General features: G+C 58.7%; 25 protein-coding genes and 2 tRNA genes. 5 read left to right on the top strand and 22 right to left on the bottom strand.

The window, feature by feature from the left end:
- Nucleotides 1-536: 536 nt before the first annotated feature.
- Entirely contained in the window at nt 537-1,211 is a 675-nt protein-coding gene (locus tag ACT3TP_RS14620) for a hypothetical protein (RefSeq protein WP_146113308.1), read from the bottom strand.
- A 352-nt stretch (nt 1,212-1,563) separates the two neighbouring features.
- Nucleotides 1,564-1,797 carry a hypothetical protein gene (locus ACT3TP_RS14615; RefSeq protein WP_096285032.1) on the bottom strand — a complete coding sequence of 78 codons (234 nt, stop codon included), beginning with the start codon at nt 1,795-1,797 and terminating at the stop codon, nt 1,564-1,566.
- Nucleotides 1,798-2,186: 389 nt separating this feature from the next.
- Between ACT3TP_RS14615 and ACT3TP_RS14610 the strand changes: the two genes are divergently transcribed.
- Both ACT3TP_RS14610 and ACT3TP_RS14605 read left to right on the top strand, forming a co-directional pair.
- A complete protein-coding gene (locus tag ACT3TP_RS14610; RefSeq protein WP_176484128.1) occupies nt 2,187-3,251 on the top strand; it encodes a PHP domain-containing protein in 1,065 nt (354 codons plus the stop codon).
- Nucleotides 3,164-3,523: a hypothetical protein gene (locus ACT3TP_RS14605; RefSeq protein ID WP_176484129.1), complete on the top strand. Its 360-nt coding sequence runs from the start codon at nt 3,164-3,166 to the stop codon at nt 3,521-3,523. Before ACT3TP_RS14610 ends, ACT3TP_RS14605 begins: the two co-directional genes overlap by 88 nt.
- A gap of 134 nt (nt 3,524-3,657) precedes the next feature.
- Here ACT3TP_RS14605 and ACT3TP_RS14600 read toward each other — a convergent pair whose 3' ends face one another.
- From ACT3TP_RS14600 to ACT3TP_RS14550, 11 genes are all read right to left on the bottom strand, one after another.
- Complete coding sequence (locus tag ACT3TP_RS14600; protein WP_096285038.1) at nt 3,658-5,112, bottom strand: FAD-dependent oxidoreductase; 1,455 nt, start codon at nt 5,110-5,112, stop codon at nt 3,658-3,660.
- An 18-nt stretch (nt 5,113-5,130) separates the two neighbouring features.
- Nucleotides 5,131-5,910: a uroporphyrinogen-III C-methyltransferase gene (cobA, locus tag ACT3TP_RS14595; protein WP_444620882.1), complete on the bottom strand. Its 780-nt coding sequence runs from the start codon at nt 5,908-5,910 to the stop codon at nt 5,131-5,133.
- Nucleotides 5,903-6,760 carry an ABC transporter permease gene (locus ACT3TP_RS14590; protein ID WP_444620881.1) on the bottom strand — a complete coding sequence of 286 codons (858 nt, stop codon included), beginning with the start codon at nt 6,758-6,760 and terminating at the stop codon, nt 5,903-5,905. The genes cobA and ACT3TP_RS14590 overlap by 8 nt, the downstream gene beginning before the upstream one ends.
- On the bottom strand, nt 6,735-7,475 hold the full coding sequence (locus ACT3TP_RS14585; RefSeq protein ID WP_444620880.1) for an ABC transporter ATP-binding protein: 741 nt from the start codon (nt 7,473-7,475) through the stop codon (nt 6,735-6,737). Before ACT3TP_RS14585 ends, ACT3TP_RS14590 begins: the two co-directional genes overlap by 26 nt.
- On the bottom strand, nt 7,475-8,554 hold the full coding sequence (locus ACT3TP_RS14580; RefSeq protein ID WP_444620879.1) for an ABC transporter substrate-binding protein: 1,080 nt from the start codon (nt 8,552-8,554) through the stop codon (nt 7,475-7,477). Before ACT3TP_RS14580 ends, ACT3TP_RS14585 begins: the two co-directional genes overlap by 1 nt.
- Nucleotides 8,541-9,836 (bottom strand): sulfate adenylyltransferase subunit 1, encoded by a 1,296-nt coding sequence (locus tag ACT3TP_RS14575; protein WP_444620878.1) that lies wholly within the window; start codon nt 9,834-9,836, stop codon nt 8,541-8,543. The genes ACT3TP_RS14580 and ACT3TP_RS14575 overlap by 14 nt, the downstream gene beginning before the upstream one ends.
- 1 nt (nt 9,837) lies before the next feature.
- On the bottom strand, nt 9,838-10,761 hold the full coding sequence (cysD, locus tag ACT3TP_RS14570) for a sulfate adenylyltransferase subunit CysD (protein WP_096285050.1): 924 nt from the start codon (nt 10,759-10,761) through the stop codon (nt 9,838-9,840).
- A 16-nt stretch (nt 10,762-10,777) separates the two neighbouring features.
- Nucleotides 10,778-11,488, bottom strand: a complete 711-nt coding sequence (locus ACT3TP_RS14565; protein ID WP_444620877.1) for a phosphoadenylyl-sulfate reductase — start codon at nt 11,486-11,488, stop codon at nt 10,778-10,780.
- On the bottom strand, nt 11,485-13,185 hold the full coding sequence (locus ACT3TP_RS14560; protein ID WP_444620876.1) for a nitrite/sulfite reductase: 1,701 nt from the start codon (nt 13,183-13,185) through the stop codon (nt 11,485-11,487). The genes ACT3TP_RS14565 and ACT3TP_RS14560 overlap by 4 nt, the downstream gene beginning before the upstream one ends.
- 67 nt (nt 13,186-13,252) lie before the next feature.
- Complete coding sequence (locus ACT3TP_RS14555; protein ID WP_444620875.1) at nt 13,253-13,978, bottom strand: sirohydrochlorin chelatase; 726 nt, start codon at nt 13,976-13,978, stop codon at nt 13,253-13,255.
- A 10-nt stretch (nt 13,979-13,988) separates the two neighbouring features.
- Nucleotides 13,989-14,753: an SDR family oxidoreductase gene (locus ACT3TP_RS14550; RefSeq protein ID WP_096285058.1), complete on the bottom strand. Its 765-nt coding sequence runs from the start codon at nt 14,751-14,753 to the stop codon at nt 13,989-13,991.
- Nucleotides 14,754-15,002: 249 nt separating this feature from the next.
- Between ACT3TP_RS14550 and valS the strand changes: the two genes are divergently transcribed.
- Together valS and ACT3TP_RS14540 are read left to right on the top strand one after the other, a co-directional pair.
- Nucleotides 15,003-17,621, top strand: coding sequence for a valine--tRNA ligase (valS, locus tag ACT3TP_RS14545; RefSeq protein WP_096285060.1), 2,619 nt, complete (start codon nt 15,003-15,005; stop codon nt 17,619-17,621).
- Nucleotides 17,622-17,823: 202 nt separating this feature from the next.
- Nucleotides 17,824-18,312: a DUF4870 domain-containing protein gene (locus tag ACT3TP_RS14540; RefSeq protein WP_096285062.1), complete on the top strand. Its 489-nt coding sequence runs from the start codon at nt 17,824-17,826 to the stop codon at nt 18,310-18,312.
- A 95-nt stretch (nt 18,313-18,407) separates the two neighbouring features.
- Here the strand turns inward: ACT3TP_RS14540 and ACT3TP_RS14535 are convergent, their stop codons facing one another.
- The 9 genes from ACT3TP_RS14535 to ACT3TP_RS14495 all read right to left on the bottom strand — a co-directional run bounded on the left by ACT3TP_RS14535 (nt 18,408) and on the right by ACT3TP_RS14495 (nt 25,631).
- A complete protein-coding gene (locus ACT3TP_RS14535; protein WP_096285064.1) occupies nt 18,408-18,590 on the bottom strand; it encodes a hypothetical protein in 183 nt (60 codons plus the stop codon).
- 64 nt (nt 18,591-18,654) lie between these two features.
- Nucleotides 18,655-19,647 (bottom strand): trypsin-like serine peptidase, encoded by a 993-nt coding sequence (locus ACT3TP_RS14530; RefSeq protein ID WP_096285066.1) that lies wholly within the window; start codon nt 19,645-19,647, stop codon nt 18,655-18,657.
- Between the two features lie 590 nt (nt 19,648-20,237).
- On the bottom strand, nt 20,238-20,846 hold the full coding sequence (locus ACT3TP_RS14525) for a mycothiol-dependent nitroreductase Rv2466c family protein (protein ID WP_096285068.1): 609 nt from the start codon (nt 20,844-20,846) through the stop codon (nt 20,238-20,240).
- A 41-nt stretch (nt 20,847-20,887) separates the two neighbouring features.
- A complete protein-coding gene (gene clpX, locus ACT3TP_RS14520) occupies nt 20,888-22,180 on the bottom strand; it encodes an ATP-dependent Clp protease ATP-binding subunit ClpX (protein WP_096285070.1) in 1,293 nt (430 codons plus the stop codon).
- Between the two features lie 167 nt (nt 22,181-22,347).
- The gene (locus tag ACT3TP_RS14515) at nt 22,348-23,007 is read right to left on the bottom strand and encodes an ATP-dependent Clp protease proteolytic subunit (protein ID WP_096285072.1); all 660 of its coding nucleotides are present in this window, start codon (nt 23,005-23,007) and stop codon (nt 22,348-22,350) included.
- Nucleotides 23,008-23,058: 51 nt separating this feature from the next.
- A complete protein-coding gene (locus ACT3TP_RS14510; protein WP_096285303.1) occupies nt 23,059-23,658 on the bottom strand; it encodes an ATP-dependent Clp protease proteolytic subunit in 600 nt (199 codons plus the stop codon).
- A gap of 246 nt (nt 23,659-23,904) precedes the next feature.
- The gene (tig, locus tag ACT3TP_RS14505; RefSeq protein ID WP_096285074.1) at nt 23,905-25,239 is read right to left on the bottom strand and encodes a trigger factor; all 1,335 of its coding nucleotides are present in this window, start codon (nt 25,237-25,239) and stop codon (nt 23,905-23,907) included.
- A gap of 87 nt (nt 25,240-25,326) precedes the next feature.
- A tRNA-Pro gene (locus ACT3TP_RS14500) sits at nt 25,327-25,401 on the bottom strand.
- A gap of 155 nt (nt 25,402-25,556) precedes the next feature.
- Nucleotides 25,557-25,631: transfer RNA gene (locus ACT3TP_RS14495), tRNA-Pro, on the bottom strand.
- Between the two features lie 220 nt (nt 25,632-25,851).
- Between ACT3TP_RS14495 and ACT3TP_RS14490 the strand changes: the two genes are divergently transcribed.
- On the top strand, nt 25,852-26,358 hold a 507-nt coding region (locus ACT3TP_RS14490), incomplete at its 3' end, for a VOC family protein (protein ID WP_444620874.1).

The raw sequence follows: 26,358 nt of genomic DNA, 5'->3' as shown, positions 1-26,358 counted from the left end.
GAAGGAAATGGGGATCGTAGACCCGACCGGGCTTCCCCAGGGCATCTTGTCGGATAAGGCTTTCGATTTCGCTTGATGAACTATGAGTCATGCCAGCAATACGGTCAGCCGAAGGACTTGCTTGAACGGCATTGTTTGGAAGGCCTCGCAGTCCCGGCGGTTTCCGAGCCGGATGTCGCACGTCCTTTAGTGCGGCGTGCTCCCATCACCACCGATCCAAATGACGTCGATATTCAGGAATCTTCTAACAAAAGATCGGCCTCGAACCCTACTTTGGTTCGAGGCCGATCTTTTGTTCTCCAAGACAGTGAGAGAGCGGGCGTGATCAAGCCTTACTTTCTCGGTGAGCCTTTACGCGTCTGGCCCATTCGAGGCCACCTACGACAATTCCAACAACTGTGCCCAGTACGGGAATTATTGCTGATGCAAGTAAGACAACAAGGTTTTTGAAAGATCTTTCCATCCATAGATTCCAAGCAGTCATCACAATCACAGCAAGCCACACGAAGAGGAATATGGCTTCAAATAGATTTATCTCAAGCATCGTAGTCCCAATACCCAATGCGAACTCCTTTCCCGCTTACACGCAATCCTTGAACAGCTTTACCTTCTTGTATACCGCCGCTCTTGGTCACATGCCAAGTGATTTCGCAAACTGCTTTTGTCTTCTTGCTCTCGAAGTACTGCGAAGGTATCGATTGAATGGTTCTGAGTGGAATCAGGTTCGTATAGAAACCTCCGCAGCTGTTGATGCTGGTAACAGTCTTACCGTTGTACTGGTAAGTCATTCGTGCTTCAACTGAGGCGTAGGTGATTCCAAACATTTTCCACGATTTTTTGTGCGAATCCGTTTTACGCTTAGTAGCCGCCATCTGCCCAAAATTTAGATCAGCAGGCTGAGCTACGGCTGCTACCGCACCGCTGGAATCTGTTTCCTTTACATTTTTCCACTTCCCGGTCCCAGCATTGAACGTGGATTCCGGGTCGAGAGCTGCTATTAAAAGTTCTTGCTGTTGCGCCCCGGATAGGCGGTCGAACTTGACACGGTCACCCTGTGGCATGTTGGACCGAAGAGTTTCGAACGTTTGATCACTTGTATCTATCTGGAGCTCCGGAGTAATGGGTGCGCCGAATGAAGGAGTCACCAATAGTGACGTGGCCAAAACTGCTGCTCCAGTTGAAGCCACAATACGCTTTAAGAGTTTAGTCACTACTTCACCTTAACTTTCGATTTACTAGTAGATACCCATTAGATGGGGAGGCAAAAATAAATCTACACAATCGTTTGATCATTTACGGCGACGAACTGCTGCGACACGCACAAAAAATCAATTGGACTGACGCTGGCGTACGACCCGATAGATTGCTGAAACAATAACCTAGAAGCACCCCGCTTCCACCACGGAAGCGGGGTGCTTTTCTGTTCGCGGGGTGCACCGTAGAACAAGACCTCATCGTTGCGCGAGTTGGTTCACCGAAGACCCTGCGATCGAGGAGTAGGGCAATCTGAGCTTAGACTGCCGCCTTTCTGTGCATGTTCCAACGCATATACCTCCAAGAACTTCAGCGTGCTGCCGCGCGCGGCTGCACCGACAATCCGGCTCCTTTGACCTCCCCTGCATCATGACCGGCGTAGCTGTTGCCGCCATCCTCACCACAGGCGTGCTTGCTGCCACTTTCGGCGCAATCCCCTGGAGCCAGGACAAGGCCACCCCGGAGGAAGCCGGCCAGGGTACCGCGGAAGATAACTAATTCGGCGATTCCGAGCACCTTGATGAAGCGGGGCTTCTCCCCCATGGAGACACCTATTGTGCCGCGTCTACCTGAGTCGGCGAAGGATTCGAAGCGTATTCTCGTTCGAAAACCGGCAAGGTTTATACCGCCAGCGAGAAGCAGCTGACTCCGACCTTTAGTGCGGCGTGCTCCCGACTTCAGCCGGGAGGTTCAGAGCACCGGAGCGCTGCAGCAGTGACCTAGAACGGCGTGAAGCCGGTAAAAACCGCACCGTGCTACCTCGGTGCGGTTTTGTGCGTCCGGGGAGCTGTCCGGAATCTCCCGCACAAATGGGTTCCAAGCCCTGTGGAGCTCTCCCTTGCATAGACAGGATTACGGGGATCGTTCCCCGAAATACCAATCGTCGAAAGGCAGCCACAATGGCGTTCACCCATCCGCATGTCCACTCGGAGATGAGATCCCTAGATGGCCTGCGTCGTGATGAAGCCGGTCCGAAGCGTGCCACGGCTCTAGGCCAGGAAGCTATGGCGATCACCGATCACGCAGATCTCACTGGCGCCTACGCGTTCCGTAAAGCAAGCCTGCACGAGGGCATCAGGCCAATCATCGGTGTGGAGTTCTATTTGGCGATCGGCTCGCGTTCCGAGAAGAACTCCGAGACGGTAGCCAACGATGACGACAACGCCACTGATGCTGATGACGGCAAAGAAAAATCCAAGAAGTACATGCACCTTACCGTGGTGGCGCGCAATGAAACTGGCTGGAAGAACCTGCTCGCCCTGCACAACAAAGCCGAAGATTACTTTCGGTATAAGCCGAGAATTGATTTTGACCTGATCAAAAAGCACCGGGAAGGACTGACCATCCTCACCGGCTGCTTGGGTGGGCCAGTCGCCGGGCCGCTGTCCCGCGCGGGGGCAACTGAGAAGCGAGGCGATGCGCAAACCGCAGAGCTATTTCGGACTGAAGCTCGCAAGAACCTCGATATCCTCATCGATGCGGTGGGACGCGAGCATGTATTCCTTGAAGTCATGTACCACGGCATTGGCGCCGAGGTGCATGCATTCCGTGAGATCCGCGCATTGTCTGAGGAAACCGGCATCCCACTGGTCGCTACCAACGACTGCCACTACGAACACCAAGAGGACGCCCACGCGTACGATGCATTCCTAGCCGTCGTGAAGAAAACGTTAGATGATCCCGAACGGTTCAGTTCCAACGGCACCCCGGACTACTACATCAAGTCCGAGGACGAGATGCTAGCCGTACTTGGCAACCCCAAAATGAAGCCGCAGCTTCCGCATGGGGAGAGGCATGTGCCAACACCCAGCTGGTCGCTGATCAGGTTGCTGATCGGACCATTCCTGACGACCGGCAGCGCCTCCCCGATTTCCCGATCCCGGAGGGTGAAGGCACTGCGGAAGAATTCTTGTATAAGCTGGTTAAAAATGGAGCAAAAGACCGCGGTGACGGGCGCGTCGCTAAAGAGGTCGGAGATCGTCTGCGCATCGGGCTGAACATCATCAACTCGATGAGGTTCGCCTCTTACTTCTTGATCACTTGGGACATGATCAAGTGGGCGGAATCTAATTACCTGTCTGCGGATTGGATTGCCAAGCAGGCTGGCGGGAATGTCGATGAGGAACGCCGCGAACGCAAAGAACCAATCCTTGTCGGGCCAGGCCGTGGTTCGGCCGGCAGCTCCTATGTTCCTCGGAGTTTAGGAGCTGTCAACGACATAACGGGCAACCGCCTCTCCCATTTCCGTTTTAGCCTGGGGCCCGGGTAGCCCCGGCAGACGCCTTGCTTCGGGCACGATCAAGATCCGCCGGATCGCTTTCTTGCTTTTGCTGGTTAAAGGAAAATGGCACTCGATGATCAAAAGATCATCGAGTGCCAGTTATTCCTGAACCTGTCTGCGTACTACAGGCTCTTAGCTAATTTTTTTGCTCGAGCAAACTCCAGCATGTCGTTGCGTTCGACGAGCTTGATGCGGTCGCGGGTGATTTCACCGAAGCGAGTTTCGAGGGTGCCTGCGGCAGCGCCCAGAGCCTTTTCCTGTTCGTCCAGGTTCATCCAGCCCTCCCAGTCTGCGTAGTCCACGCCACGGGATTCCAGGAGTTCGGCTGCACTCTGCTCGGAGGTTGGGACCGGAAGGCTGCCCAGGTCCGAAAGCAGGTGGTTGATGGTCTCCAGGGCATCGCCCTTGGTGTGGCCGATCAAGCCAATTGGACCGCGCTTGATCCATCCGGTCGCGTACAAGCCGTCGATGTGGGTGCCGCTAGCATCCAGCACACGGCCTTCGACGTTTGGCAGCACGCCGCGCTTGCCATCGTATTCGATGCCATCCACGGCAGAGCCGAAGTAGCCCACCGCACGGTAAACGGACTGGACCGGGTACTCGACGAATTCGCCGGTGCCCTTGACGTTACCGGTTCCGTCGAGTTCATTGCGTTCAAGCTTCAGGCCGGTGACCTTGCCATCTTCGCCGAGGATTTCAACCGGAGACTGCAAGAAGTGCAGGTGCAGGCGGCGAGAAGCGCTGCTGGCTTCCTCGCGTTCCTCCTGTTCGATCAACCAGTTGGTCAGGGTCGCAACCATGGTCTTGGTCTGGTTGCTGGTTCGGATTGCTTCCTCCGAACCTTCGTCAAAGTCGAAGTCTTCTTCGTACAGGACAATATCCACATCCTTGGAGTGCGACAGTTCCCGCAGTTCCAACGGGGTGAACTTCACCTGTGCCGGGCCACGGCGACCGAAGACGTGCACATCGGTGACTGCCGAGTCATTGAGCTGTTCGAAAATATGTGCCGGGATTTCGGTTTCCAGCAGCTGGTCTGCATGCTTGGAGAGGATACGGGCCACGTCCAACGCGACGTTGCCGTTGCCGATCACGGCAACTTCCTTGGCCGACAGGTCCCAGTCCTTATCGGCATCCGGGTGTGCGTCGTACCAGGAAACGAAGTCCGCGCCACCATGGGATCCAGCAAGTTCAACACCTGGGATGTTCAGGTCTGCGTCCTTCTGGGCGCCGGTTGAAATAATGACCGCGTCATAGCGTTCCTGGAGTTCTTCCAGGCTGATGTCGCGACCCAGACCAACATTTCCGTAGAAGTTGATCCAGTCATTATTCAGCACCTTGTGCAGGGCGGTGATGATGCCCTTAATGCGCGGGTGGTCCGGGGATACGCCATAGCGAATCAAGCCGAACGGGGTGGGAAGCTCATCGAAGAGGTCCACCTTGAGGGACAACTCGCCGGAGGAAACAGGCTGGCTCTTATTGAGCAGGTCTGCTGCGTAGATGCCTGCAGGACCGGCACCGACAATGGCAACGCGCAGGGCGCGGGAGGTCAAATGTCCAGGTACGTGAATTTCACTCATCAAACAACATCTACTTTCTTAGTCAGCGAATGAGGCCGACGCTGCGGCGTCGACGGTGTCCAGCGGCTGAAGTCCAACCAACTGGGTTGAAGCTTCAGGTGCCAGACGAACAACGTCACCGATCACGATGACGGCCGGATTCGCCACGGCGGCCTTGCGGGCGCGCACTACAATCTCTTCTAGCGTACCGATAGTTGTCCGCTGCGTCTGTGAGTAACCTCGCTCAACTATCCCAATTGGCGTACTTGACGCTAAGCCACGGGTAAGCAAAGTCTCAACGATTTGTGGCAGATTAGACACCCCCATCAGCACTACCAGCGTGTGATCGGCGCGCAGCGGGACGTCGGTGAGATCGTCATGGCCGCTGATCACCGTGAACCCGGCAGCCACGCCCCGATGCGTCACCGGAATTCCCGCCGCGGCAGGCACCGAAATGGAACTGGTGATTCCCGGAATGACACGAGTCGAAATTCCATGCTCCGCGGCGAATAGCATTTCTTCACCGCCGCGGCCCAGAACGAACGGGTCGCCGCCCTTCAAGCGAACCACATCAAGCCCTTCGGAAGCGTACTTGACTAGTAGTTCGTTGATTTCATCCTGTGTTTTGACGTGGCAACCGGGGGCTTTTCCGACATCAATAACTTTGACGCCCTCGGCAAGGTCCGCCAACAGCGCGGTGGGACCAAGCCGATCGGCGAGCACCACATCCGCTGCCAAAAGTGCCTTATATCCGGCCACGGTGATCAGCTCGGGATCCCCCGGGCCGCCACCAATCAGGGTTATTTTTCCCTTAGCCATTATTTCCTCCAGTTCGATTCATTCCCCGGTCGCGCAAGAGCTTGCGCTCCAAGGGGGCAAAGCATAAAAGTTCGATGAGTACGCCGACGAGCAAGATCACCAATATGACCAACATCACCAAGGGCAGGTCTGCCAGGTCGCGACCTCGTTGCAGCAACGAGCCCACCCCGAGTGCCAGCGATCCGCCCACTGCGATGAGTTCCGCGGCCATCAATGACCGCCAGGCGAAAGCCCACCCTTGCCGGAGCCCGGCAACATATCCTGGCAATGCGGCAGGCAGTTCAACATGCCAGATATGCTGGCGTTTGTTTGCGCCGAGCACCGTGGACAGCGCCCGGTACTGCCGCGGGATCAGGTCGATTCCGGAGAGCAACCCGTTAATAATCGAGGGAACCGCGCCCAGCAAGAGAACCGTATAGATGGTCGCATTGCTCAACCCGAACAGAATGATGGCCGCCGGAACCCAGGCAATGGATGGAAGCACCTGCATGGCCGAGATCAGCGGCCCAATGCCCTGGCGGGCCAGTGGCTGATGGGCCAGCAGCAAGGCAACCGGAGTCGCGATGACTACCGCGAGCAGAAATCCCGTCAACGCTCGAAACAGCGAGGTACCCACGGCAGCAGCCAGCGATCCGTTGGCCAGCATCTCAGGCAGTTTCGCGGCAACGGCTCCGGGGCCTGGGAAGAGGTCTTCACGGATAGGAACAGCCCACGAAGCAATCTGCCACAGGCTAATGAGCACAACCACCGTGATGATTGGCGCGATGACCGCATCCAATGATTTCTTCGCCCTGCCCTGGCGCGCGGCTTTGGCCGCTGGCCGGCTAGCTCGCTGAGTCAAAGTGCTCATGCTTTCGCTGCTCCTTCCTGAGGATCGTTGTGAGCTCATCGGCGAGGGCGGCCGACTGGGCGGGGTCGTTTCTTAATTGGGTGGAGATGCGCCGGGTCTCCAGGATTCGCCCCGGATGGGAAGAAAGCACCAAGATCCGGCCGGACAGCCGAATCGCTTCGCGCACATTGTGGGTGACGAAGATGATTGTCTTGCCCGTCTGCTGCCAGAGATTCCGCAATTCTTCATGCAGCATGTCTCGGGTGATCGCATCCAACGCGGCGAACGGTTCGTCCATCAGCAGCACCTGGCGGTCCTGGGCGAGGGCCCGTGCCAGCGCCACACGCTGCCGCATGCCGCCGGAGAGTTCATGCGGCTTTTTCTTTCCGGCTTGCCCCAACTGCACCAGTCGGAGCAGTTCCGCAACTCGCACCTCACGTTGCTCGGCCGGGTATCCCCCAAGTTTCAACGCCAGCGAAATGTTCTCCGCTGCGCTGAGCCACGGGAGCAGATTTGCATCTTGGAACATGAAGGCGGCGCCGTCTTTGGGGACTTCGAGCCACCCGGAGGTGGGCTGGAGCAGTCCGGCAATCAGGTTCAGCAGCGAGGATTTACCGCAGCCCGAGGCCCCGAGGATGGCAATGAATTCACCGTCTTCGATCTGTGCGCTGAGATTCTCTATCACCAGATCCGCGCCATCATAGCTCAGCGAAACTTCGTGGAGTTCCACACCCATCAGTCTGTCCCGATCCATTGGTCGTTTACGATCTTGGAAAGATCTCCAGAATCGCCCAAGCCTACGGATTCGAGGTGCTCCATCAGCGTCGGGAAGGTGCTTTCCAACGGATTCTCATCGAATCCGACCTCGCCAAGCGCCGCACCGATAACCGTATCCGGCAGGCTGCTCCCGTTGATCCCGGTCAAGGCTTCCTGCACCGCGGCCAGACGTTCGGCGGGTTCGGCCGAGTTCAACCAGCCGATGGCTTCGGCGTTGGCGGCAACCAGTTCCTTGACCGTTTGCGGGTGTTCTTCCAAGAAGTCTTGGTTGACCACTAATACGGTCGTCGGGAACTTGCCATCGGGCCACAGCGTCGCCTCGTCCACCAGCCGGTGGGCGCCGTATTGCTCGACGAGCAGCGAAGCATGCGGTTCCGGAAGCCACGCTCCATCGATGGCCTCGCGAGCGAATAACTGGGGAACCGTGCCATTCGAGCTTGGTGTCACGGTCACCGAGTCTTGGATCCCGCGTTCTTGCAGGTAGTTCCGCAAGGCCACATCCTGGGTCCCGCCGAACTGCGGCGTGGCAAGCTCGGTACCGGCCAGCTGTTGAACCGAAGCAATATCTTCGGAAACCACCAGGCTCGCTCCCCCATTCGTTGCCCCGGCGACGACCTGCAACGAGGATCCACCACTGGACAGATAGCTATTGAGCGCCGGAGCCGGCCCCAGATAGGCTGCGTCCAGCGCCCCGCTATTAAGCGCTTCGATGGCCGCCGGACCGGCATTGAAGATTTGCGTCTCCAACGCCGTGGAATCCGTCTCCAGCGCCGATTCCAAGATGCCGCGCCGGTCGGCGATGAGCGCCGGGGCATGGGTGACATTGGCAAAGTACCCCAGGCGCAACTCCGCTGCCGGACTCGGGCCGGCCACCGAACTTCGTTCCGTGCTCGGCGGCGGAACGACGGTCGTGGTCAGCGCCAATGCCGCCAGCACTCCAACGAGCACAACCCCGGCAAAACGCGCCCGGTGATTGGGCTGCTCAACCAGCGAGGTGAAGCGTTGGCGTTCGGAGGATTGGTGCTCAGGCGGCTGCATTCTGGGCCTCGATAATTCCCGCTGCCAAGGTCTGCCCGCTGCTCGGATCGATCAGCAGGAATGAACCGGCGGTGCGTGAGTCTTGGTACTCGGAGACGGCCAAGGCCGCCGAACTGCGCACCGTCACGCGAGCCAGGTCGTTCAGATTCAGCTCGGTGGCCGCGCTGCGCGAGAAGTCGGCCACGTTGATCACGTGATCCAGGCTTTGGATCTTCGCCTTGGCTACCTTCGTGCCGTGCTTGATGAGCAGCTGCTGTCCGGCGGTGAGCTTGGCCGGAGCCAGCACGCAAATATTGGCTTCGATCTCGCGCACCGCGGCATCGAGCTCCCCGGCGATGATCGTGTCGCCGCGGGCAATATCGATCTCTTCGCTCAGCTGCACGACGACCGCGTCTCCGGCGAGCGCGGTGTCCACCATGCCGGCCGGGGTTCGGATGGCCTTGATCCGGCTGCTGGCCGGCTGGCCGTTGGACAGGATGGCTACCGAATCGCCGACCGACAGTCCCCCGTCGACCAGGGTGCCGGCGTAACCGCGGAAGTCGCGGTATTCTTCGGCGTCCAGTCCGGCGGCAAGCGCCCCCTGCGGGCGGATGACGTACTGGACATCGAGCCGGCCGGCGCCCTGGCCGCTGCCCGGTTCGAGACCTTCGAGGAGCCCGAGCAGGGTAGGGCCGGCATACCAGTCGCTGAGCGCCGAAGCGTCGACGATGTTATCGCCGTTCAGTGCCGAGACCGGGATGACCGCGCTCTGCGTGATGCCAAGGCCGGCGGCGATCTGCAGAATGTCGGTTTCGATGTCGCTGAAGCGTTGTTCGTCCCAGCCGACCAGATCCATCTTGTTCACGGCCACCACCAGCTGCGGCACCCGCAGCAAGGCAAGCACCCCGAGGTGCCGGCGGGTTTGCTCCAGCACTCCGTGCCGCGCGTCGACCAGCACGATCGCCGCATCCGCGGTGGATGCCCCGGTGACGGTATTGCGCGTGTACTGCACGTGGCCCGGGCAGTCGGCCAGGATGAAGGAGCGGTTCTGGGTGGAGAAGTACCGGTAGGCCACGTCGATGGTGATGCCCTGTTCCCGTTCGGCACGCAGTCCGTCGGTGACCAGCGCCAGGTCCAGGGCCGGAGTTTCTCCCCCGAAGCCGCGTTCGGCGCTGGTCCGGGCGATGTCGTCCAGCGAGTCGGCGAGGATGGCTTTGGCGTCATGCAGCAGCCGGCCCACAAGCGTTGATTTTCCGTCGTCTACCGAGCCTGCGGTGGCGATGCGGAGCAGTGTGGTGGTCATTTTAGAAGTACCCTTCGGTCTTGCGGTCTTCCATTCCCGCAGCGGAAATTCGGTCATCTGCACGGGTGGCGCCGCGTTCGGTCAAGGTTGCCAGGGCTAGTTCATCCAGTACCTTGGGCACCGTATCCGCCGCGGAGAGCACCGCGCCGGTGCAGCTTGCGTCTCCCACGGTGCGGTAGCGCACCTGCCGGATGCTCACGATCTCTCCCTTGGCCGGCTGCGAGACGGAGGTGACCGCCCGCCACATGCCGTCGCGTTCGAAGACCTGGCGCTTATGGGCGAAGTAGATGGGTGGCAGCTCGATCTGTTCCTGCTCGATATAGGCCCAGATGTCGCGTTCGGTCCAGTTGGAGATCGGGAAGGCGCGCACATGTCCACCGGGGGCGTGCCGTCCGTTGTACAGGCTCCAGATTTCCGGGCGCTGGTTGCGCGGATCCCACACCCCGAATTCATCGCGGAGGGACAAGATGCGTTCCTTGGCGCGGGCCTTGTCTTCGTCGCGGCGGGCCCCGCCGAAGACGACGTCGAAGCGGTTGGCCTCGATGGTGTCCAGCAGCACCCGGGTCTGCAACCGGTTGCGCGTGCCATCGGCCAGCTCGGTCAATTCGCCGCGGTCAATATATTCCTGCACCGAGCCGACAACCAGGTTCAGTCCGTAGCGGGCCACCACCTGGTCACGGAATCTGAGTACCTCGCCGAAGTTGTGGCCGGTGTCGATATGCACAACCGGGATCGGCACTCGGGCGGGGAACACGGCCTTGGCTAGCAGGTGCAGTACGACTACCGAGTCTTTTCCTCCGGAGAACAGCAATCCGGGATTTTCGAATTCGGCGAGCACCTCGCGGATGATGTGAATTGATTCGGCTTCTAAGGCGTCAAGGACGCTGCGCCGCGCTTGGGTGGGCGCGTTGGCTGTAATGGTCATTTGCTTCTCTCCTCGACTAGATGTGTATGCCGCATTCGGTTTTCGCCAGCCCCGCCCAGCGACCTGCGCGGGGGTCTTCGCCTTCGGCCACCGGCCGGGTGCATGGTTGGCAGCCAATGGATGGATACCCGTGGGCGAGCAGCATATTCACCGGAACCGAGTGCTCCGTGGCGTAGCCGATGAGCTCCTCAAAGGTCCAGGCGGCCAGCGGGTTGAACTTCACCAGCCCGTGGGCTTCGTCGAAGGCCACCAGCGGGGTGTTCACTCTGGTGGGTGCCTCGTCGCGGCGCACCCCGGTGAACCAAGCCCCGTAGCCGTTCAGGGCGTTCTTCAGGGGATCCATCTTTCGCATCTGGCAGCAGGACGCTGCATCGCGGGCGAATAGCTCCTTGCCGAATTTGGCGTCTTGCTCTGCCACGGTGAGCTCGGGCAGGACGTCGATGATGCGTACCGGCAGGGCCCGGGCGACCTCGTTGCGGGTCGCAATGGTTTCGGCGAAGTGGTACCCGGTTTCCAGGAACAGCACGTCCACCTCTGGAATCGTTTCGGAGACCAGGTGCGGGAGTACCGCGTCGGCCATGGAACAAGCCACCGCAATCTCGCGTAGTTCAAAGTGCGTGGCCGCGAATTTGATGACCTGTTCGGCGGTTGCGTCCCAGCCAAGTTCTTCGGCCCCCAGTGCGGCGATCCGCCGGAGCTCAGCTTCGCTGCGCTGTACGGTGCTCATACCAGTTTCTCCTCCTCCGCGCGGTGTGCCCAGGCGGCGAATGACTCGTTCTCCTCGGCGTGGGTTGAATAGCTTTTGACGACGCGTTCCACGTATTCGGGCAGCTCGTCGGCGGCGACCTTCAGCCCGCGCACGGTGCGGCCGAGTCCTGCCTCGCCGTTCTCAAAGCCGGCCAGCGTTCCGCCGAGGTGCACCTGGAATCCGGAGACCTGTTCGCCTTCGGCGTTGGTAATCAGCTGTCCTTTCAGCCCGATGTCTGCGGTCTGGATTCGGGCGCAGGAGTTCGGGCAGCCGTTGACATGCAGGGACAGGGCCTTGGGAAGCTTTCCCTCGTGGTCCGCTAGCCTTGACTCGATTTTTTTGACCGCGTCGATGGTGGTGTCTTTGGTGTCGACGATGGCCAGTTTGCAAAATTCGATGCCGGTGCAGGCGATGGCCGAGCGCTTGATCAGCCCGGGAAAGGGGTCCAGCCCCAGTTCCTGCACCGCAATGGTGAAGGCATCGACCTGGTCTGCGGGAATATCCAGGGCGATCACCTTTTGGTGCGGGGTGGTGCGCAGCCTGGTGGATCCGGCTGCTTCGACGAGGTCTGCGAGCTTGTTCAGGATGCTTCCCGAGACCCGGCCCACCGGTGGGGTGAGCCCGATATAGAACCGGCCGTCCTTTTGCTCATGCACTCCGGAGTGGTCCCCTGATTCTTCCGGTTTGACCGCCGGCGGGCCATCTGGAAGCTCATAGCCGAGGTATTCGTCCTGGAGGACCTGGCGGAACTTCTCGGTTCCCCAATCGGCGAGCAGGAACTTCAAGCGGGCCCGGTTGCGCAGGCGGCGGAAACCGTAGTCGCGGAATATGGAGGTGACGCCCTCCCATACTTCGGCCGCCTTTGCTTCGCTGACGAAGGTGCCGAGGCGTTCGCCAAGTCGCGGGTTGGCAGATAATCCGCCGCCCACCCAGAGGTCATATCCTGCACCGAGTTCCGGGTGCACGACGCCGATCAGCGCGAAGTCGTTGATCTCATGGACGACATCCTGATTCGGATGACCGGTAATGGCGGTCTTGTACTTGCGTGGCAGATTAGAGAATTCCGGGTTGCCCACATAGCGTCGGGCGATCTCTTGGATCACCGGGGTGGGGTCGATGATCTCATTCTTGGCGATGCCGGCCACCGGCGAGCCCAGGATGACGCGCGGGACGTCTCCGCAGGCTTCGGTGGTGTTCAGGCCCACCGCTTCGAGGCGGCGCCAGATTTCGGGCACATCAACCACATCGACCCAGTGCAGCTGAATATTCTGCCGGTCGGTGAAGTCGGCCGTGTCGCGGGCGAATTCGGTGGAGATCCCGGCGATGACGCGCAGCTGCTCGGTGCTCAGCGCCCCGCCGTCGATGCGCACTCGAAGCATGAAGTACTTGTCTTCAAGTTCGTGCGGCTCAAGGGTGGCGGTCTTCCCGCCGGGAATGCCCTGGGCACGTTGAGTGTATAGGCCCCACCAACGGAAACGACCGTGCAGGTCATCTGGATCTATCGAGTCGAAGCCTTTGAGCGCGTAGATCTGTTCGATACGTTCGCGGACGTTCAGTCCGTCGTCGGCGGCTTTGAGTTCCTCGTTATGGTTCAACGGCTCGTGGCCGTCGATCTTCCATTGGCCTTGAGGTTTAGCTGCCCGCTTGGGGCGAACGGGTGCGGTTGATTGCGTCATGTAAGCCAGCGTAGAAACCAGCCCCGGGGGGCTGGCAACCACGAGTAGTCACATGAACGCGCTTTACTCAATCACGATGAACTTCGTCATCTAAGGAAAGCCAACCGGCCGCTTTGAGCGCCTCTTGGAGTCTTACGAAGAAACATTTAGCGATCATGACGTCCGGCAACAGCGGGCTTGTGATCACCGAGGCACCCGTGCTAGCGAGGCGCGTTTGGAATAAACCATCGGCGAGCAGCGCGCTCAGCACGAGCACCGGTGTCTGGATTTCGGTGGAGAGCAGATCCTGGATCAGCGGCTTGGCGCCGGCGCAGTAAGCGACCTGCACTTCGCGTCCAAGCTCGACCGAGAGCCGTTCTGCCAGCTTCCGGACCTGTAGCTGGCCTTTTTCTAGTCGGGTTCCGGCCGCGGCTAGAACAACGCTTGGGTGCTCTGCAAGATGAGCTTGCGCGCGTTGCGCCAAGACTTTGGCAAGATCCGGCAAGGAGCCAAGCGGGGCGGCCGCGGTGGTGTTGGCTCTGGCCGCTACCGCGCCGGCGATGTCATAGGTCGTATGCACTCCGTCTGCCACCAGCAGCGGCAAGACCACTGCCGGTTCATCTGCGGGCAGTGAGCCGAGCACTTCGGGAAGCCGCGGCTGCTGGACATCTACATAGGCTTCATGCCACACCAGCTCGGTGAGCCCGGCGGCGCGTGCCAGCTCTTCGAGCTGTGCGCGCAGCTCGTGGATCAGCTGCTGGCCGCGTTCATTATCGGTGCCGTGCGAAGCGGCAAGTACGTGTATTCGTCCCATATTAGGTGTCCTAGCCCTTGCGGATCAGCTTGTGATTGGCGGCCTGAGCCTGCGGGCGGATCACGATTTCGTCGAGGTTCACATGGGCCGGCGCGCTGACCGCGTAGCGGATCACCTCGGCCACGTCTTCGGCGGTCAATGGTTCGGCGACCCCGGCGTAGACGTTCTCCGCGGCTTCTTTGCTTCCCAGCCGGCGTAATGCGAATTCTTCGGTCTGCACCAGACCCGGAAGGATCTCGATGACGCGAATCCCGTTTTCGACTTCCTCCAGGCGCAACGCCTGGCTCATGGCGCGCTGCGCCGACTTTGCAGCGTTATATCCGCTGCCGCCTTCGTAGCTGGCCAATGCCGCGGTGGAGGTGACATTCAGGATTGTGCCACCGGTGGTGCGCAGCGACGGCAGCAGCGCTCGGGTCAGCCGCATGGTGCCCATGACGTTCGACTGCCACATGAACTCCCAATCTTCGTCTTTGGCCTCGGCCCAGTAGTCGCTGCCGCGTGCGCCGCCTGCGCAGTTCACCAGCGTGTCCGCACCGCCTTGTTCGGCGACGCTGAGCACCAGTGCGTCCACCTCGGACTGCACGCTCACGTCGGCGGCCAAGGCAATCGCACCGCTCTCCGCGGCCAGGGCGTTGAGCCGCTCGGCACGGCGGGCCACGGCGAAGACCTTCCAGCCTTGTGCGCGAAGTGCGCGCACCGTTGCCTGTCCGATGCCGCTGGACGCGCCGGTGACGAGGGCCGAACGGGAGATTTCAGTATTTTGCGAAGTAGTCATACCCCAACCTTAGAACTTCGCGGCTTCGGGGCGTGCGGCGATGAATTTGTCTTACGCGAAGACTTTCTGCGTTTCTAGTTCTCCGGCGGCCCTGTCTGGCTTGGGCCAAGCCTAGGCAAACTCTTCTGGGACGAGTGCACTATTGGCTCTGGACCGTTGACGCTCTCCGTGCACAGCGTTGCTGGTCAAGTGGCCGAGACCATGGATCACAATGCCCGGCTCCCCGGCAAAGCATGGAAGAATGGAACCATGGCAGAAGACAACTTGGGCACAGACACGCCCGCAACGGTTTCCGTTCCTGACAAGCCCGCTTTGGAAGGCTTGGAGGAACGTCTTTCGTCCCGGTGGCGCACCGAGGGCACCTATCACTTCAACGAGGACACGACCCGCGAGGCCGTTTACTCCATCGACACTCCCCCACCGACCGCTTCGGGTTCCCTGCACGTAGGACACATGTTCTCCTACACGCAGACCGACGTGTTGGCTCGCTTCCAGCGCATGAGCGGCAAGAACGTGTTCTACCCGTTGGGCTGGGATGACAACGGCCTGCCCACCGAGCGTCGCGTGCAGAACTACTATGGCGTTCGCTGCGATCCGACCAAGCCGTACATCGAGGGCTACCGCCCGCCGGAGTCCCCGGCGAAGAACCAGCGCGACTGGGATGTGGTGAGCCGCAAGAACTTCATTGAACTCTGCGAAGAATTGGCGGTCGAAGACGAGAAGGTCTTCGAGCACCTGTTCAGCACCTTGGGCCTGTCCGTGGACTGGCGCATGACCTACCGCACCATCGATGACAATTCCCGCGCCGTATCGCAGCGCGCCTTCCTGGAAAACCTGGCGGAGGGCGATGCCTACATGGCAGAGGCGCCTACCCTGTGGGATGTTACTTTCCGCACCGCGGTGGCCCAGGCGGAACTCGAAGACCGCGAAATGCCCGGTGCCTACTACCGCTACGCATTCAATGCCGAAGGCGGCGAGCAGGTTTTCATCGAGACCACCCGCCCGGAGCTGCTCGCGGCCTGCGCAGGTCTTGTGGCCCACCCCGAAGACGAGCGTTACAAGCACCTCTTCGGCAAGACCGTCACCTCGCCAATCTTCGGCGTACCGGTGACCGTCTACCCGCACCCGCTGGCCCAGCCAGACAAGGGTTCGGGTATCGCCATGGTCTGCACCTTCGGCGACCTGACCGACGTCACCTGGTGGCGCGAACTGCAGCTTCCAACCCGTGCCATCATCGGCCGAGACGGCCGAATCCTGGCCGACACCCCGGAGTGGATCAGCACCGAAGCCGGCCAGGCCGCCTACGCAGAGATCGCGGCCAAGACCGTATTCTCCGCCAAGGAAAGCGTCGTCAAGATGCTCACCGAGGCGGATCTGCTCGATGGCGAGCCGAAGAAGGTCTCCCGTCCGGTGAACTTCTTTGAAAAGGGCGACAAGCCACTGGAGATCGTCACCTCGCGTCAGTGGTACATCCGCAATGGCGGGCGCGACGAAGAGCGCCGCACCCAGATGATCGCGCGCGGCGAGCAGATCGATTTCCATCCTTCGTTCATGCGCTCGCGCTACGAGAACTGGGTCTCGGGACTAAATGGCGACTGGCTGGTTTCCCGCCAGCGCTTCTTCGGCGTGCCGGTACCTGTTTGGTACAAGGTCGACGAACAGGGCGAACCGGATTACGATGCTCCGATCTTGCCCGAGATAGCGCAGCTTCCGGTTGACCCGGCTGCCGACGCTCCGGCAGGATTCACCGAGGATCAGCGCGGCGTGGCCGGCGGCTTCATCGGTGACGCAGATGTGCTCGATACCTGGGCTACCAGCTCGCTGACTCCACAGATCGCGGGCCGCTGGGGACGCGACGACCAGTTCTTCTCCAAGGTCTATCCCTTCGATCTGCGCCCGCAGGGCCACGACATCATCCGCACCTGGCTGTTCTCCACCGCCGTGCGCGCAGATGCGCTGCACAACGATGTCCCATGGAAGCATGCGGCCATCTCCGGTTGGATCCTGGATCCAGATCGCAAGAAGATGTCCAAGTCCAAGGGCAACGTTGTGGTTCCGAACGAGGTTCTGGAGAAGTTCGGTTCTGACGCCGTGCGCTACTGGGCAGCCAGCGCCAAGCTGGGCGCGGACACCGCCTACGAGATCAACCAGATGAAAATCGGTCGCCGCTTGGCGATCAAGATTCTCAACGCCTCGAAGTTCGTCTTGAACCTGGGCGCCACCGAGGCCAATGTGCTCACCGATGACGCATCGGTGGTGGCCAACGGCCTGGACCGCTCGCTGCTTCTGCGTCTGTCCACGGTCATCCGGGACGCACAGCGTGCCTTTGAGAATTACGACTACGCCCGTGCCTTGGACATCACCGAGTCCTTCTTCTGGTCATTCACCGACGATTACGTCGAGCTGGTCAAGGATCGCGCCTACGGCGGTCATGGTGCAGAGGAGCAGGCTAGCGTCCTGGCAACTCTGGCTACGACCTTGGATTCGGTGCTGCGTTTGTTCGCACCGTTCCTGCCGTTCGCTACCGAAGAGGTTTGGGGCTGGTGGCGCACCGGTTCGGTGCACCTGTCGCAGTGGCCGAGTTCCGCGCACCTGACGGCCGCTACCGAAGGCGCCGACGCAACGGTTCTCCCAACCGTCGGCATGGCACTTTCTGGCATCCGCAAGGCCAAGTCGGACGCTAAGGTCAAGCAGCGCACCGAGGTCCTCTCCGGTGAGATCCATGCACCGGCGGTTCAGGTTGAACAGCTGCGGGCCGGCTTCGCCGACCTCAAGTCGGCCGGCAACGCACGCGAACTGACTTTGGTTGAGGCCAAAGGCGAGCTGAGCGTAGTGAACGTGGAATTGGCTCCCGCAGAAGAAGCCTAGTCTTCGAAAACAGCGTGTGAAGAAGGCCGTCGAGATTCTCTCGACGGCCTTCTTCATGCCTGAGCCGTTCCACGAATCGACCTTCGAAGACGATGCCGAAGTCGCTTGTTGGTTCTCAACGCCTTGATATTATTTATTCATGCCTTAGAGTCAAGGGGTACGCTCATACTACGTATTCAAGCTGCTCTCCAGGGAGGCTCGCATGACTACCACGCCGGAAGACCCAAATGACTCCGATCCGCTCAGCGAGGGCCATCGCTCGACCCCCTCGCCTGGCGAATCAACGACGCCCCCTTCCAGTTCAGAACCGGCTGGACCATATCCGGGACAGGTGAATGACCCGCAGCAGGGCTACCAGGGGCAAAACCCGGATGAGAACCTCCAACGGATTCAGCTCAACGGCTGGCTATCTGCATTCTTCGGCATTATCCCGGCGCTGATCTTCTTTATCATCGACAAGGAACGCACCAATCCGATAGTGCGAGACTTCCATCGAGATACCCTGAATTTCAGCATCATCCGCGCGATCATCGGCTTGTTGGCGCTCCTGCCCGTGGTCGGCTGGGTCATCGGTCTGCTCGGTGGCCTCATCTGCTTCGTGGTGGCCATCGTGGCCGCAGTTAATGCTCCGAACGAGTATCAGGCAGGTCGTTCTTACAGGTATCCCTTCAATTTCACGTTCGTGAGCTAGCCAAGTAGCCGCGTTGCGGGCGATACCTAGCGTGCTGCTCTCGAACCTGTCGGATCGAGAGCAGCACGCGTTAACCAGAATGTCCAGCGACAGGGTCAGTTGCCGTCCTCATCCTTGCTTTGCCCGGTTGGGCTTGGTATTACTACCTGCATCGGCTTGGCATCCTGCTTTCGCATGTCGTTAAAATATGCAAGCTGTTCGCTGACCGTTTGATCCAACTTTTGCCTAGTGCGCTTTTCGCTGGCACATTCCCCAGCGGCTTCATCCTCTGCTTGCATCCCCTGCTCCTCAACGGATTTGGGCGGAATGTCGTCACTGACATTCCGCCCAAATCACGTCCTGCTAGTTCTGAGCTGCGTTATATGCCTGCTCAACGACCGATCCCCAGTAGGGGCCGAACATCGTGTTACGCACTCCACTGTAACCGAAGCTGTTGACGGAGTTCTGGTATCCATCGGAACCGCCGAGGAACCATGGGCCGCCGGAGGATCCGCCCGTCATGTCGCAGGGAATGCCTTGGGACTGCGACTGTCCGTAGGGATCATCAGTGGCAGATCCACTACAGGACTGCAAAGTTTCACCGTTGAACGGGGTCGCGGCGGGGTATCCGAAAGCTGTGTAGCTCAATCCGCGCGCCTGGTTGAAGGCTACGCCCGAAGCTCCAACCTGATCTGCGAGGCTTACCCCGCTGTTGTCGGTGACCACCGCGAAGGCGGTGTCGTAGCTGATGTCTCCGCCGTTGCTCCACTGGGTTGGGGTGACCAGTTCGGTAGCCGCGAAGGAGCCATAGGGTGCGTTGCCGTTTTCATAGGCTGGAACGAACACCCATCGAGTTGCGAAGGCGCCCGGTCCTTCATTGGCGCAGTGGCCGGCAGTGGACACGGTCGATTCATTGGCCGAGACAACCGAGTTGCCCGAGCAAACGTAATCAGATCCGCCGAGGGTGAAGAACACCTTGCCGATATGGGACACCGGAGTGACTGCAGATCCCTTTTTCGGCTTGTTGGCGTTCTCGTTGCGCTTCAGCGCTTCCTGGCCGGCAATCTTCTTTGATTTGCCCGCCTTCAGTGGCGCGTTTGAGGCTGCTTTACCGTGGGCGAGGCTGTCAGCGGACTTGGCGTTTTCCATGCGCTCAGAAGTCCAGTAACTCATTGCATTTTCCGCCTGCGACAAGGTAATGCTTGTCGACTCGATCTTGTCCGTGGGGGCTGTGGGGGCAGCCATAGCCATCGATGCACTTCCACCGATGAGTCCGCCGGCCAGCAAAAGCGCGGCGAAAGCTCTGCCCTTGTTTTTGCCCTTCTTTGGACCACGATCTTCGTATCTATCTTGCACGATTTCTCCCTATCTGGCGGATGGGGGCCGCCATCGAAAGCATGTGCCGAAGCACCTGTGGGAGTTAGTCAAACACATCTTTCAGGCATTACCTAGGGGTTTCCAACAAGAAATTTGACAGTCCATTGTCGCTACCGTCAAAAAATATGAAACGGATTTTTTCCTACTAATAACTTCTGCGGGAGACAATCACGGCCCCGAAAACCAGGGCGCGCCTTTTGCCTTGGGGTTGCATTCGCTACTCACCAGTAATTTCCGGGAACCGCCAATCCCAACTGCCGATCGACTGAACCAGCTACTCTGAGGAGGAGCGGCAATAATTTATGAAAGCTCCGCGACGCACTTCACATTATTTACATAGAAGATTCACATATATTTTTTCAGGACAATTAGCAAGAAATGAAACATTAACTCACGACTAGTCAGTGAAAGCGCTCCCCCAAGATGCGCAGGGTTACTTATAATCCGTCGCGAACTAACCGCGCAAGAGCCATGGGAAGCCGGACCTATCGCTTAGCCCCTGCCAAAGACAAAAGGGTCCAGCCAAGAAATTTTTGGCTGGACCCTTTGGTGTTGGAAGCAAACCCGGATTATTCGAAGATTGGGCTTTCGGTCCGACTACGCTTCATCTCGAAAAAGTATGGGAATGAAGCAAGCTGCGCTGCAGCGTCAAACATCTTGCCTGCGTCTTCTCCGGTTGGAATACGGGTGATAACCGGCCCAAAGAAGGCGACACCATCCACAGCGATGATTGGCGTTCCTACATCTTGGCCGACCTTGGAGATGCCTACCTCGTGGCTTGCGCGAAGTGCAACGTCATTTTCATCGGTATTCGCCGCATCTGCGAGTTCGGCAGGCAGACCTACCTTCGCAAGTGCCCGGGCGATCACCTCGTCACGATCTGAAACCTTCTCGTGATGGAAAAGTTCACCCATGGCGGTATAGAGCTTGTCGATCACTTGATCGCCATGATCTTGGGCGGCCTTGATCACGACGCGGACCGGTCCCCAAGACTTATCCATGGAAGCGCGGTAGTCTTCCGGAAGTTCCCGTCCTTCGTTGAGCACCGATAAGCTCATAACATTCCAGCTCACGTCGATGTCGCGGACCTTTTCAACTTCCTTGATCCAGCGGCTAGTCGCCCAGGCAAAGGGGCAAATTGGGTCAAACCAGAAATCAACTTGAGTGCGCTTGGGCATGAACCCTCAACTTTCTACCGATAACTCAGCGGGATTTTAAACTATGCGGACTTCTTGTTTCGCTTGGCAGCGACCTCGTGTGAAAGAAGTAGCGGTGCTTCACGGTTCATCACCGTGCCACGGGTGACAACCACTTCGGCAATTTCTTCAAGGCTTGGCAGTTCAAACATGATCCCGCCAAGGCTCTCTTCCAAAATGGCACGAAGCCCGCGAGCACCAGTTTCACGTTCGATGGCCAGCTCAGCGACCGCATCCAATGCCTGCGGTTCGAAGCTCAGCTCCACACCGTCCATGCGGAACATTTTTTGGTATTGCTTGACCAAAGCGTTCTTGGGCTCAGTCAAGACCCGAACCAGGGATTCGCGGTCAAGGTGTTCGACCGTGGTGATCACCGGCAGTCGCCCGACAAACTCGGGTATCAAACCGAATTTCAGCAGATCCTCAGGACGAACATCGGAGTACGACGGGGTTTCAGATTTCAGCGCGGTCAAGGGCGCACCGAAGCCGATTCCCTTACGTCCCGCGCGCGAGGAAATGATCTCTTCGAGCCCTGCAAAAGCACCAGCTACGATGAACAAAATGTTTGTCGTGTCCAACTGCAAGAAGTCTTGATGCGGATGCTTGCGTCCCCCCTGTGGCGGGACTGCGGCAACGGTACCTTCAAGGATTTTCAGCAATGCCTGCTGGACGCCTTCACCCGAGACATCGCGAGTAATCGACGGATTCTCGCTCTTTCGCGAGATCTTGTCGATTTCGTCGATGTAGATAATGCCTGTCTCGGCCTTCTTCACATCGAAGTCTGCGGCTTGGATTAACTTGAGCAGAATGTTTTCAACGTCTTCGCCAACGTAGCCAGCCTCGGTCAGGCTGGTCGCATCTGCAACGGCGAACGGAACGTTGAGTTTTTTGGCCAGTGACTGCGCCAAATAGGTCTTACCGCAACCGGTGGGACCTATCAACATGATGTTGGATTTTGAGACCTCAACATCGTCCAGTGGGTTGTCACTGTTTAAAGCAGCGACCGGAGCATGCTCCTGGGTGCCATGAATTCGTTTGTAGTGGTTGTACACGGCTACGGACAGTGCGCGCTTCGCGTTCTCCTGGCCGATCACGTACTCCTCTAGGGAGTTGAAGATCTCAAGCGGTTTTGGCAGCGAGAAATCTTCGGAGACCTGTTCTTCAGCAAACTCCTCTGCAATGATTTCATTGCACAGTTCGATGCATTCAGTACAGATGTAGACTCCGTGGCCTGCAATTAGCTTCTTAACCTGCTTTTGGCTCTTTCCGCAGAAAGAACACTTCAACAGATCCGAGCCTTCGCCCATTCGTCCCATCGCACCGATCTCCTGTTTGCTTGAGTTGCCGTGGACTATCCCAATTCTAGGTCAGATAACCCCAAAATTAGCTGAATATGGCGGTCTACCTGTGTGGTGTCCTCCTCTTGTGGAGAACGCACCAACAAGGTAAACCGCCAATACTCAATGATTATTCCGCGTAGGGCCTAGTTACCGAGCTGAGCGCGGTTTACCTTGCGTGGGGTAAGTACTTCGTCAACGATGCCATATTCCTTGGCGTCGGCGGCAGTCATGAATAGGTCGCGCTCCACGTCGTCGCGAACCTTCTCCACGGACTGGCCCGAGTGCCCGGCAATGGTCTCTTCCAGCCACGCGCGCATGCGCATTACCTCTTCGGCCTGGATCTGCAGGTCCGTTGCGGTACCGCGTTCGCCCCCGCCCATCGATGGCTGGTGGATCAGCACGCGGGCGTTTGGCAGCGCCAGACGCTTGCCCGGGGTGCCGGCGGCCAGCAATACAGCTGCTGCTGAGGCTGCCTGGCCGAGGCAAACGGTCTGCACCTCTGGGCGAATGAACTGGATCGTGTCATAGATCGCGGTCATTGCGGTGAACGAGCCGCCCGGTGAGTTGATGTACAAGGTGACATCGCGCTCCGGGTCCATGGATTCGAGCACCAGTAGCTGTGCCATCACGTCATCTGCCGACGCGTCGTCGACCTGGGCGCCGAGGAAGATAATGCGATCTTCGAACAGCTTGGCGTATGGATCCTGGCGCTTGAACCCGTATGGGGTGCGCTCTTCGAACTGTGGCAGGATGTAGCGGGCCGACGGCGTCTGACCGCTGATGGCTTCCGGATTGAAGTTCATGGTTTTCTCCTAGGACAAATCTTTGGGATTCAGGCGGATGAGTAAGACCGACTACTTGGCGGTATCGACGCCGCCGCCACCGGTGACCGTGCCGGCATGCATGGCGATCTGATCGTAGAAGCCGTACTTCAGGCCCTCTTCAGCGGTGAACCACTTATCGCGCTGGTTATCGATAAGGATCTGCTCAACGCTCTGACCGGTCTGCTCGGCAGTCAGGTCGCTCATGACCTTCTTCATGTGCATGATCAGCTCGGCCTGGATCTTAATATCAGAGGCGGTACCGCCGATGCCGCCGGAAGGCTGGTGCATCAGGATGCGGGCGTTCGGCGTAGCGTAGCGTTTGCCCGGAGTGCCCGAGGACAACAGGAACTGGCCCATCGAAGCGGCCAGGCCGGTTGCAACGGTGACGACATCGTTGGGAATGTACTGCATGGTGTCGTAGATAGCCATGCCCGCGGTGATGGAGCCACCTGGAGAGTTGATGTAAAGGTAGATGTCCTTTTCAGGATCTTCCGCCGAAAGCAACAGCAACTGCGAGCAAATAGCGTTCGCATTGTCGTCGCGGACCTCGGAGCCCAGCCAGATGATGCGCTCTTTGAGCAGGCGGTTGTAGATGTAATCCTCACGGCCGGCCGGGTCAACGGTGGCCATGGTGGGAGTGCGCGAATCATTTGACATGTTCTCTACCTCTTCCAAACGTGTAGATCAGATTTTGAAACTCTATTTCGAATCTCAAAGCTGCAACTGGTTACTTTGAGATTACTGACTTCAACCCGGCCTTGGGGCGTTTCATGCCCCGTTTTCGCTCACGGCGCATGAGTACACCGAGAGCGAACAAAAAATGGCCGCCTGCCAGCTTGTTTCCAAGCTGGCAGGCGGCCATCTATATTCCGGGGACTACTTGGCCTCGGTGGTCTCCTCGACCGCTACAGCTTCTTCTTCGCCAGCTGGCTTCACGAAGGAAGTCAGATCCACTGCGGCACCGTTCGAGTCGGTGACGGTTGCGAATTCCAGCACCTTGGCAAGTGCCTTGCGACGGCGAACTTCGCCCATCAGCATTGGGACCTGACCGGCGCCGTCCAGCATCTGTGCGAACTGGTTCGGTTCCATGCCGTACTGACCTGCGGTCTGCACGATGTAGTCGATCAACTCGGACTGCTCAACGCCAACTTCCTCGGCGTCTGCGACGGCGTCAAGGATGATTTCGTTCTTGAATGCACGCTCGGTGTTCCCGCGAACCTCTTCGCGGTGCTCCTCGGTGTCGTGGTCAGCTTCAGCGTCTGGTGCGTTGAAGTGCTGCTCGATCTGCTCTTCGATCACCGATGCAGGCACAGGGACCTCGATCAGTTCGACCAACTTGTCCAAGACGAGCTCGCGGGCCTCAACACCCTGCTCGACAATCTTGCCCTCAGCAGCATCGTTGGACAGCGACTCGCGCAATTCAGCGATGGTGTCGTATTCGGAAGCAAGCTGAGCGAAGTCGTCATTCGCTTCTGGCAGTTCGCGCGACTTCACGGCGGAGACGACAACGTTGACGGTTGCGGTCTTGCCTGCGTGCTCGCCACCGGCAAGGGTGGTCTCGAAGGTTGCGTCTTCGCCAGCGGACAGGCCGGTAACAGCCTCGTCCATGCCCTCAAGCATGTTGCCCGAACCCACCTGGTAGGACAGGCCCTGTGCAGCGTCAACCTCTTCGCCCTCAACCGAAGCGGTCAGGTCGAGAGTGACGAAGGAATCTGCAGCTGCTGGTGCTTCAACATCCTTCAGGGTGCCGAAGCGACCGCGCAGGTCGTCAAGGGCCTTCTCGATATCTTCGTCGGCAACTTCCTTCGCCTCGACGGAGACCTCGATGCCCTTGTAGTCAGGCAGTTCAACCTTCGGACGGATATCAACTTCGAAGGTGAAGACCAGCTGGCCTTCGCCTTCCTTCTCGATGGAAGGAAGCTCGGTGATGTCAACCTCTGGGCGAGACAGCGGGGTCAGCTCGTGCTCGACCATGGCCTTCTGATAGAAGTCGTTCAGCCCCTCGTTCACAGCGGTTTCAATGACGTAACCGCGACCAACGCGCTGATCGATCATGCGAGTTGGAACCTTGCCCTTGCGGAAGCCTGGAACCTGAATCTGCTGAGCGATGGTCTTGTACGCCTCATCGACGCGGGGCTTCAGTTCCTCATAAGGAACCTCAACGTTCAGTTTCACCCGAGTCGGGTTGACGTTTTCGACGGCGCTCTTCACAGCGTTGTACTCCTGAGTGTCTAAGAATTAGGTCTGATCTGCAAAAAACCCCGCAACATGGTGGCGTTGCGGGGTTATTCGACAGAGTCGGGGTGACAGGATTCGAACCTGCGACCTCACGCTCCCAAAGCGCGCGCTCTAGCCAAGCTGAGCTACACCCCGATTAGCAGTGATTAGTCTAACCTGAGTTATCCTTTATCCACTAATCGTTTGTGATGCATACCAGCAACTTTTCACAGTTCCCGGTGATCACCAGAGCTAAATTATATTTAGTTCTCGATTTCATGAGATATAAACCGAAGTTCTTATTTCACGAGTCGGGGTAACAGGATTCGAACCTGCGACCTCACGCTCCCAAAGCGCGCGCTCTAGCCAAGCTGAGCTATACCCCGTTGAACACCTAGTGAAAATCCCTTTTCACCTGAGTCAACATCTTGCGAATCGTTGCTGGGTTTTTGTTATCCCTGCGTGATCACAAGAAATAAATTTACACGGGTTCGCGCGAAATGCAAAATCGGCATCCTGCTGGCAATTATCAACAACTTCAGCGAATTTACGCGGAATTTACCGCCTTGACGTCTCTTTTTAGCGCAAATCAGCGAAAAAGGTGAGGTGAGTAACAGGAAATTTGAACGTTTTTCATCGCTTTTGCACTCAGTTCATCCAGCAAGTTCCACGATGGCTGTAGCCGCCGAACCGCACCAGACGGGACATTCCATGGACTCCGCGCAGTCAATCCATCGGGGCTACGATCACCCTATGGCAATTACTTGGGCACTGACCTTTGACTGCAATGCACCGGCGGATCAAGCGAAATTCTGGAAAGTGGCGCTTGATTATGCGGACGCTCCCCCGCCACCAGGTTTCACTTCTTGGACCGACTGGCTTATCGCTTGCGATGTGCCAGAGGACGAATGGGACGACGGGGCAGTGATTTGCGATCCCACCGGGGAAGGCCCGCAAATTTCGATGCTAAAGGTCCCGGAGGGGAAAACCGCAAAGAACCGGATTCATCTAGATCTGAAAGTTGGCCTAGGGCGGAAGCAACCCGCGCACTTGCGCCGGCAACGGATCGAAGAGAAGGTTGGGCTGCTTCTGAGCCTGGGAGCTAGTGAACTG

The organism is Glutamicibacter sp. AOP38-B1-38, assembly GCF_052377485.1.
Lineage (GTDB): Bacteria > Actinomycetota > Actinomycetes > Actinomycetales > Micrococcaceae > Glutamicibacter.
Note: the sequence above shows the minus strand (reverse complement) of the source record. Positions and strands in the feature narration are given on the sequence as shown.

Excerpts from the sequence above, each read along its gene's own strand:
- ACT3TP_RS14615 (WP_096285032.1), bottom strand. The coding sequence starts at position 1,797 with ATGGGGGAGAAGCCCCGCTTCATCAAGGTGCTCGGAATCGCCGAATTA.
- ACT3TP_RS14610 (WP_176484128.1), top strand. The coding sequence starts at position 2,187 with ATGAGATCCCTAGATGGCCTGCGTCGTGATGAAGCCGGTCCGAAGCGT.
- ACT3TP_RS14600 (WP_096285038.1), bottom strand. The coding sequence starts at position 5,112 with ATGAGTGAAATTCACGTACCTGGACATTTGACCTCCCGCGCCCTGCGC.
- cobA (WP_444620882.1), bottom strand. The coding sequence starts at position 5,910 with ATGGCTAAGGGAAAAATAACCCTGATTGGTGGCGGCCCGGGGGATCCC.
- ACT3TP_RS14590 (WP_444620881.1), bottom strand. The coding sequence starts at position 6,760 with ATGAGCACTTTGACTCAGCGAGCTAGCCGGCCAGCGGCCAAAGCCGCG.
- ACT3TP_RS14585 (WP_444620880.1), bottom strand. The coding sequence starts at position 7,475 with ATGGGTGTGGAACTCCACGAAGTTTCGCTGAGCTATGATGGCGCGGAT.
- ACT3TP_RS14580 (WP_444620879.1), bottom strand. The coding sequence starts at position 8,554 with ATGCAGCCGCCTGAGCACCAATCCTCCGAACGCCAACGCTTCACCTCG.
- ACT3TP_RS14575 (WP_444620878.1), bottom strand. The coding sequence starts at position 9,836 with ATGACCACCACACTGCTCCGCATCGCCACCGCAGGCTCGGTAGACGAC.
- cysD (WP_096285050.1), bottom strand. The coding sequence starts at position 10,761 with ATGACCATTACAGCCAACGCGCCCACCCAAGCGCGGCGCAGCGTCCTT.
- ACT3TP_RS14565 (WP_444620877.1), bottom strand. The coding sequence starts at position 11,488 with ATGAGCACCGTACAGCGCAGCGAAGCTGAGCTCCGGCGGATCGCCGCA.
- ACT3TP_RS14560 (WP_444620876.1), bottom strand. The coding sequence starts at position 13,185 with ATGACGCAATCAACCGCACCCGTTCGCCCCAAGCGGGCAGCTAAACCT.
- ACT3TP_RS14555 (WP_444620875.1), bottom strand. The coding sequence starts at position 13,978 with ATGGGACGAATACACGTACTTGCCGCTTCGCACGGCACCGATAATGAA.
- ACT3TP_RS14550 (WP_096285058.1), bottom strand. The coding sequence starts at position 14,753 with ATGACTACTTCGCAAAATACTGAAATCTCCCGTTCGGCCCTCGTCACC.
- valS (WP_096285060.1), top strand. The coding sequence starts at position 15,003 with ATGGCAGAAGACAACTTGGGCACAGACACGCCCGCAACGGTTTCCGTT.
- ACT3TP_RS14540 (WP_096285062.1), top strand. The coding sequence starts at position 17,824 with ATGACTACCACGCCGGAAGACCCAAATGACTCCGATCCGCTCAGCGAG.
- ACT3TP_RS14535 (WP_096285064.1), bottom strand. The coding sequence starts at position 18,590 with ATGCAAGCAGAGGATGAAGCCGCTGGGGAATGTGCCAGCGAAAAGCGC.
- ACT3TP_RS14525 (WP_096285068.1), bottom strand. The coding sequence starts at position 20,846 with ATGCCCAAGCGCACTCAAGTTGATTTCTGGTTTGACCCAATTTGCCCC.
- clpX (WP_096285070.1), bottom strand. The coding sequence starts at position 22,180 with ATGGGACGAATGGGCGAAGGCTCGGATCTGTTGAAGTGTTCTTTCTGC.
- ACT3TP_RS14515 (WP_096285072.1), bottom strand. The coding sequence starts at position 23,007 with ATGAACTTCAATCCGGAAGCCATCAGCGGTCAGACGCCGTCGGCCCGC.
- ACT3TP_RS14510 (WP_096285303.1), bottom strand. The coding sequence starts at position 23,658 with ATGGCCACCGTTGACCCGGCCGGCCGTGAGGATTACATCTACAACCGC.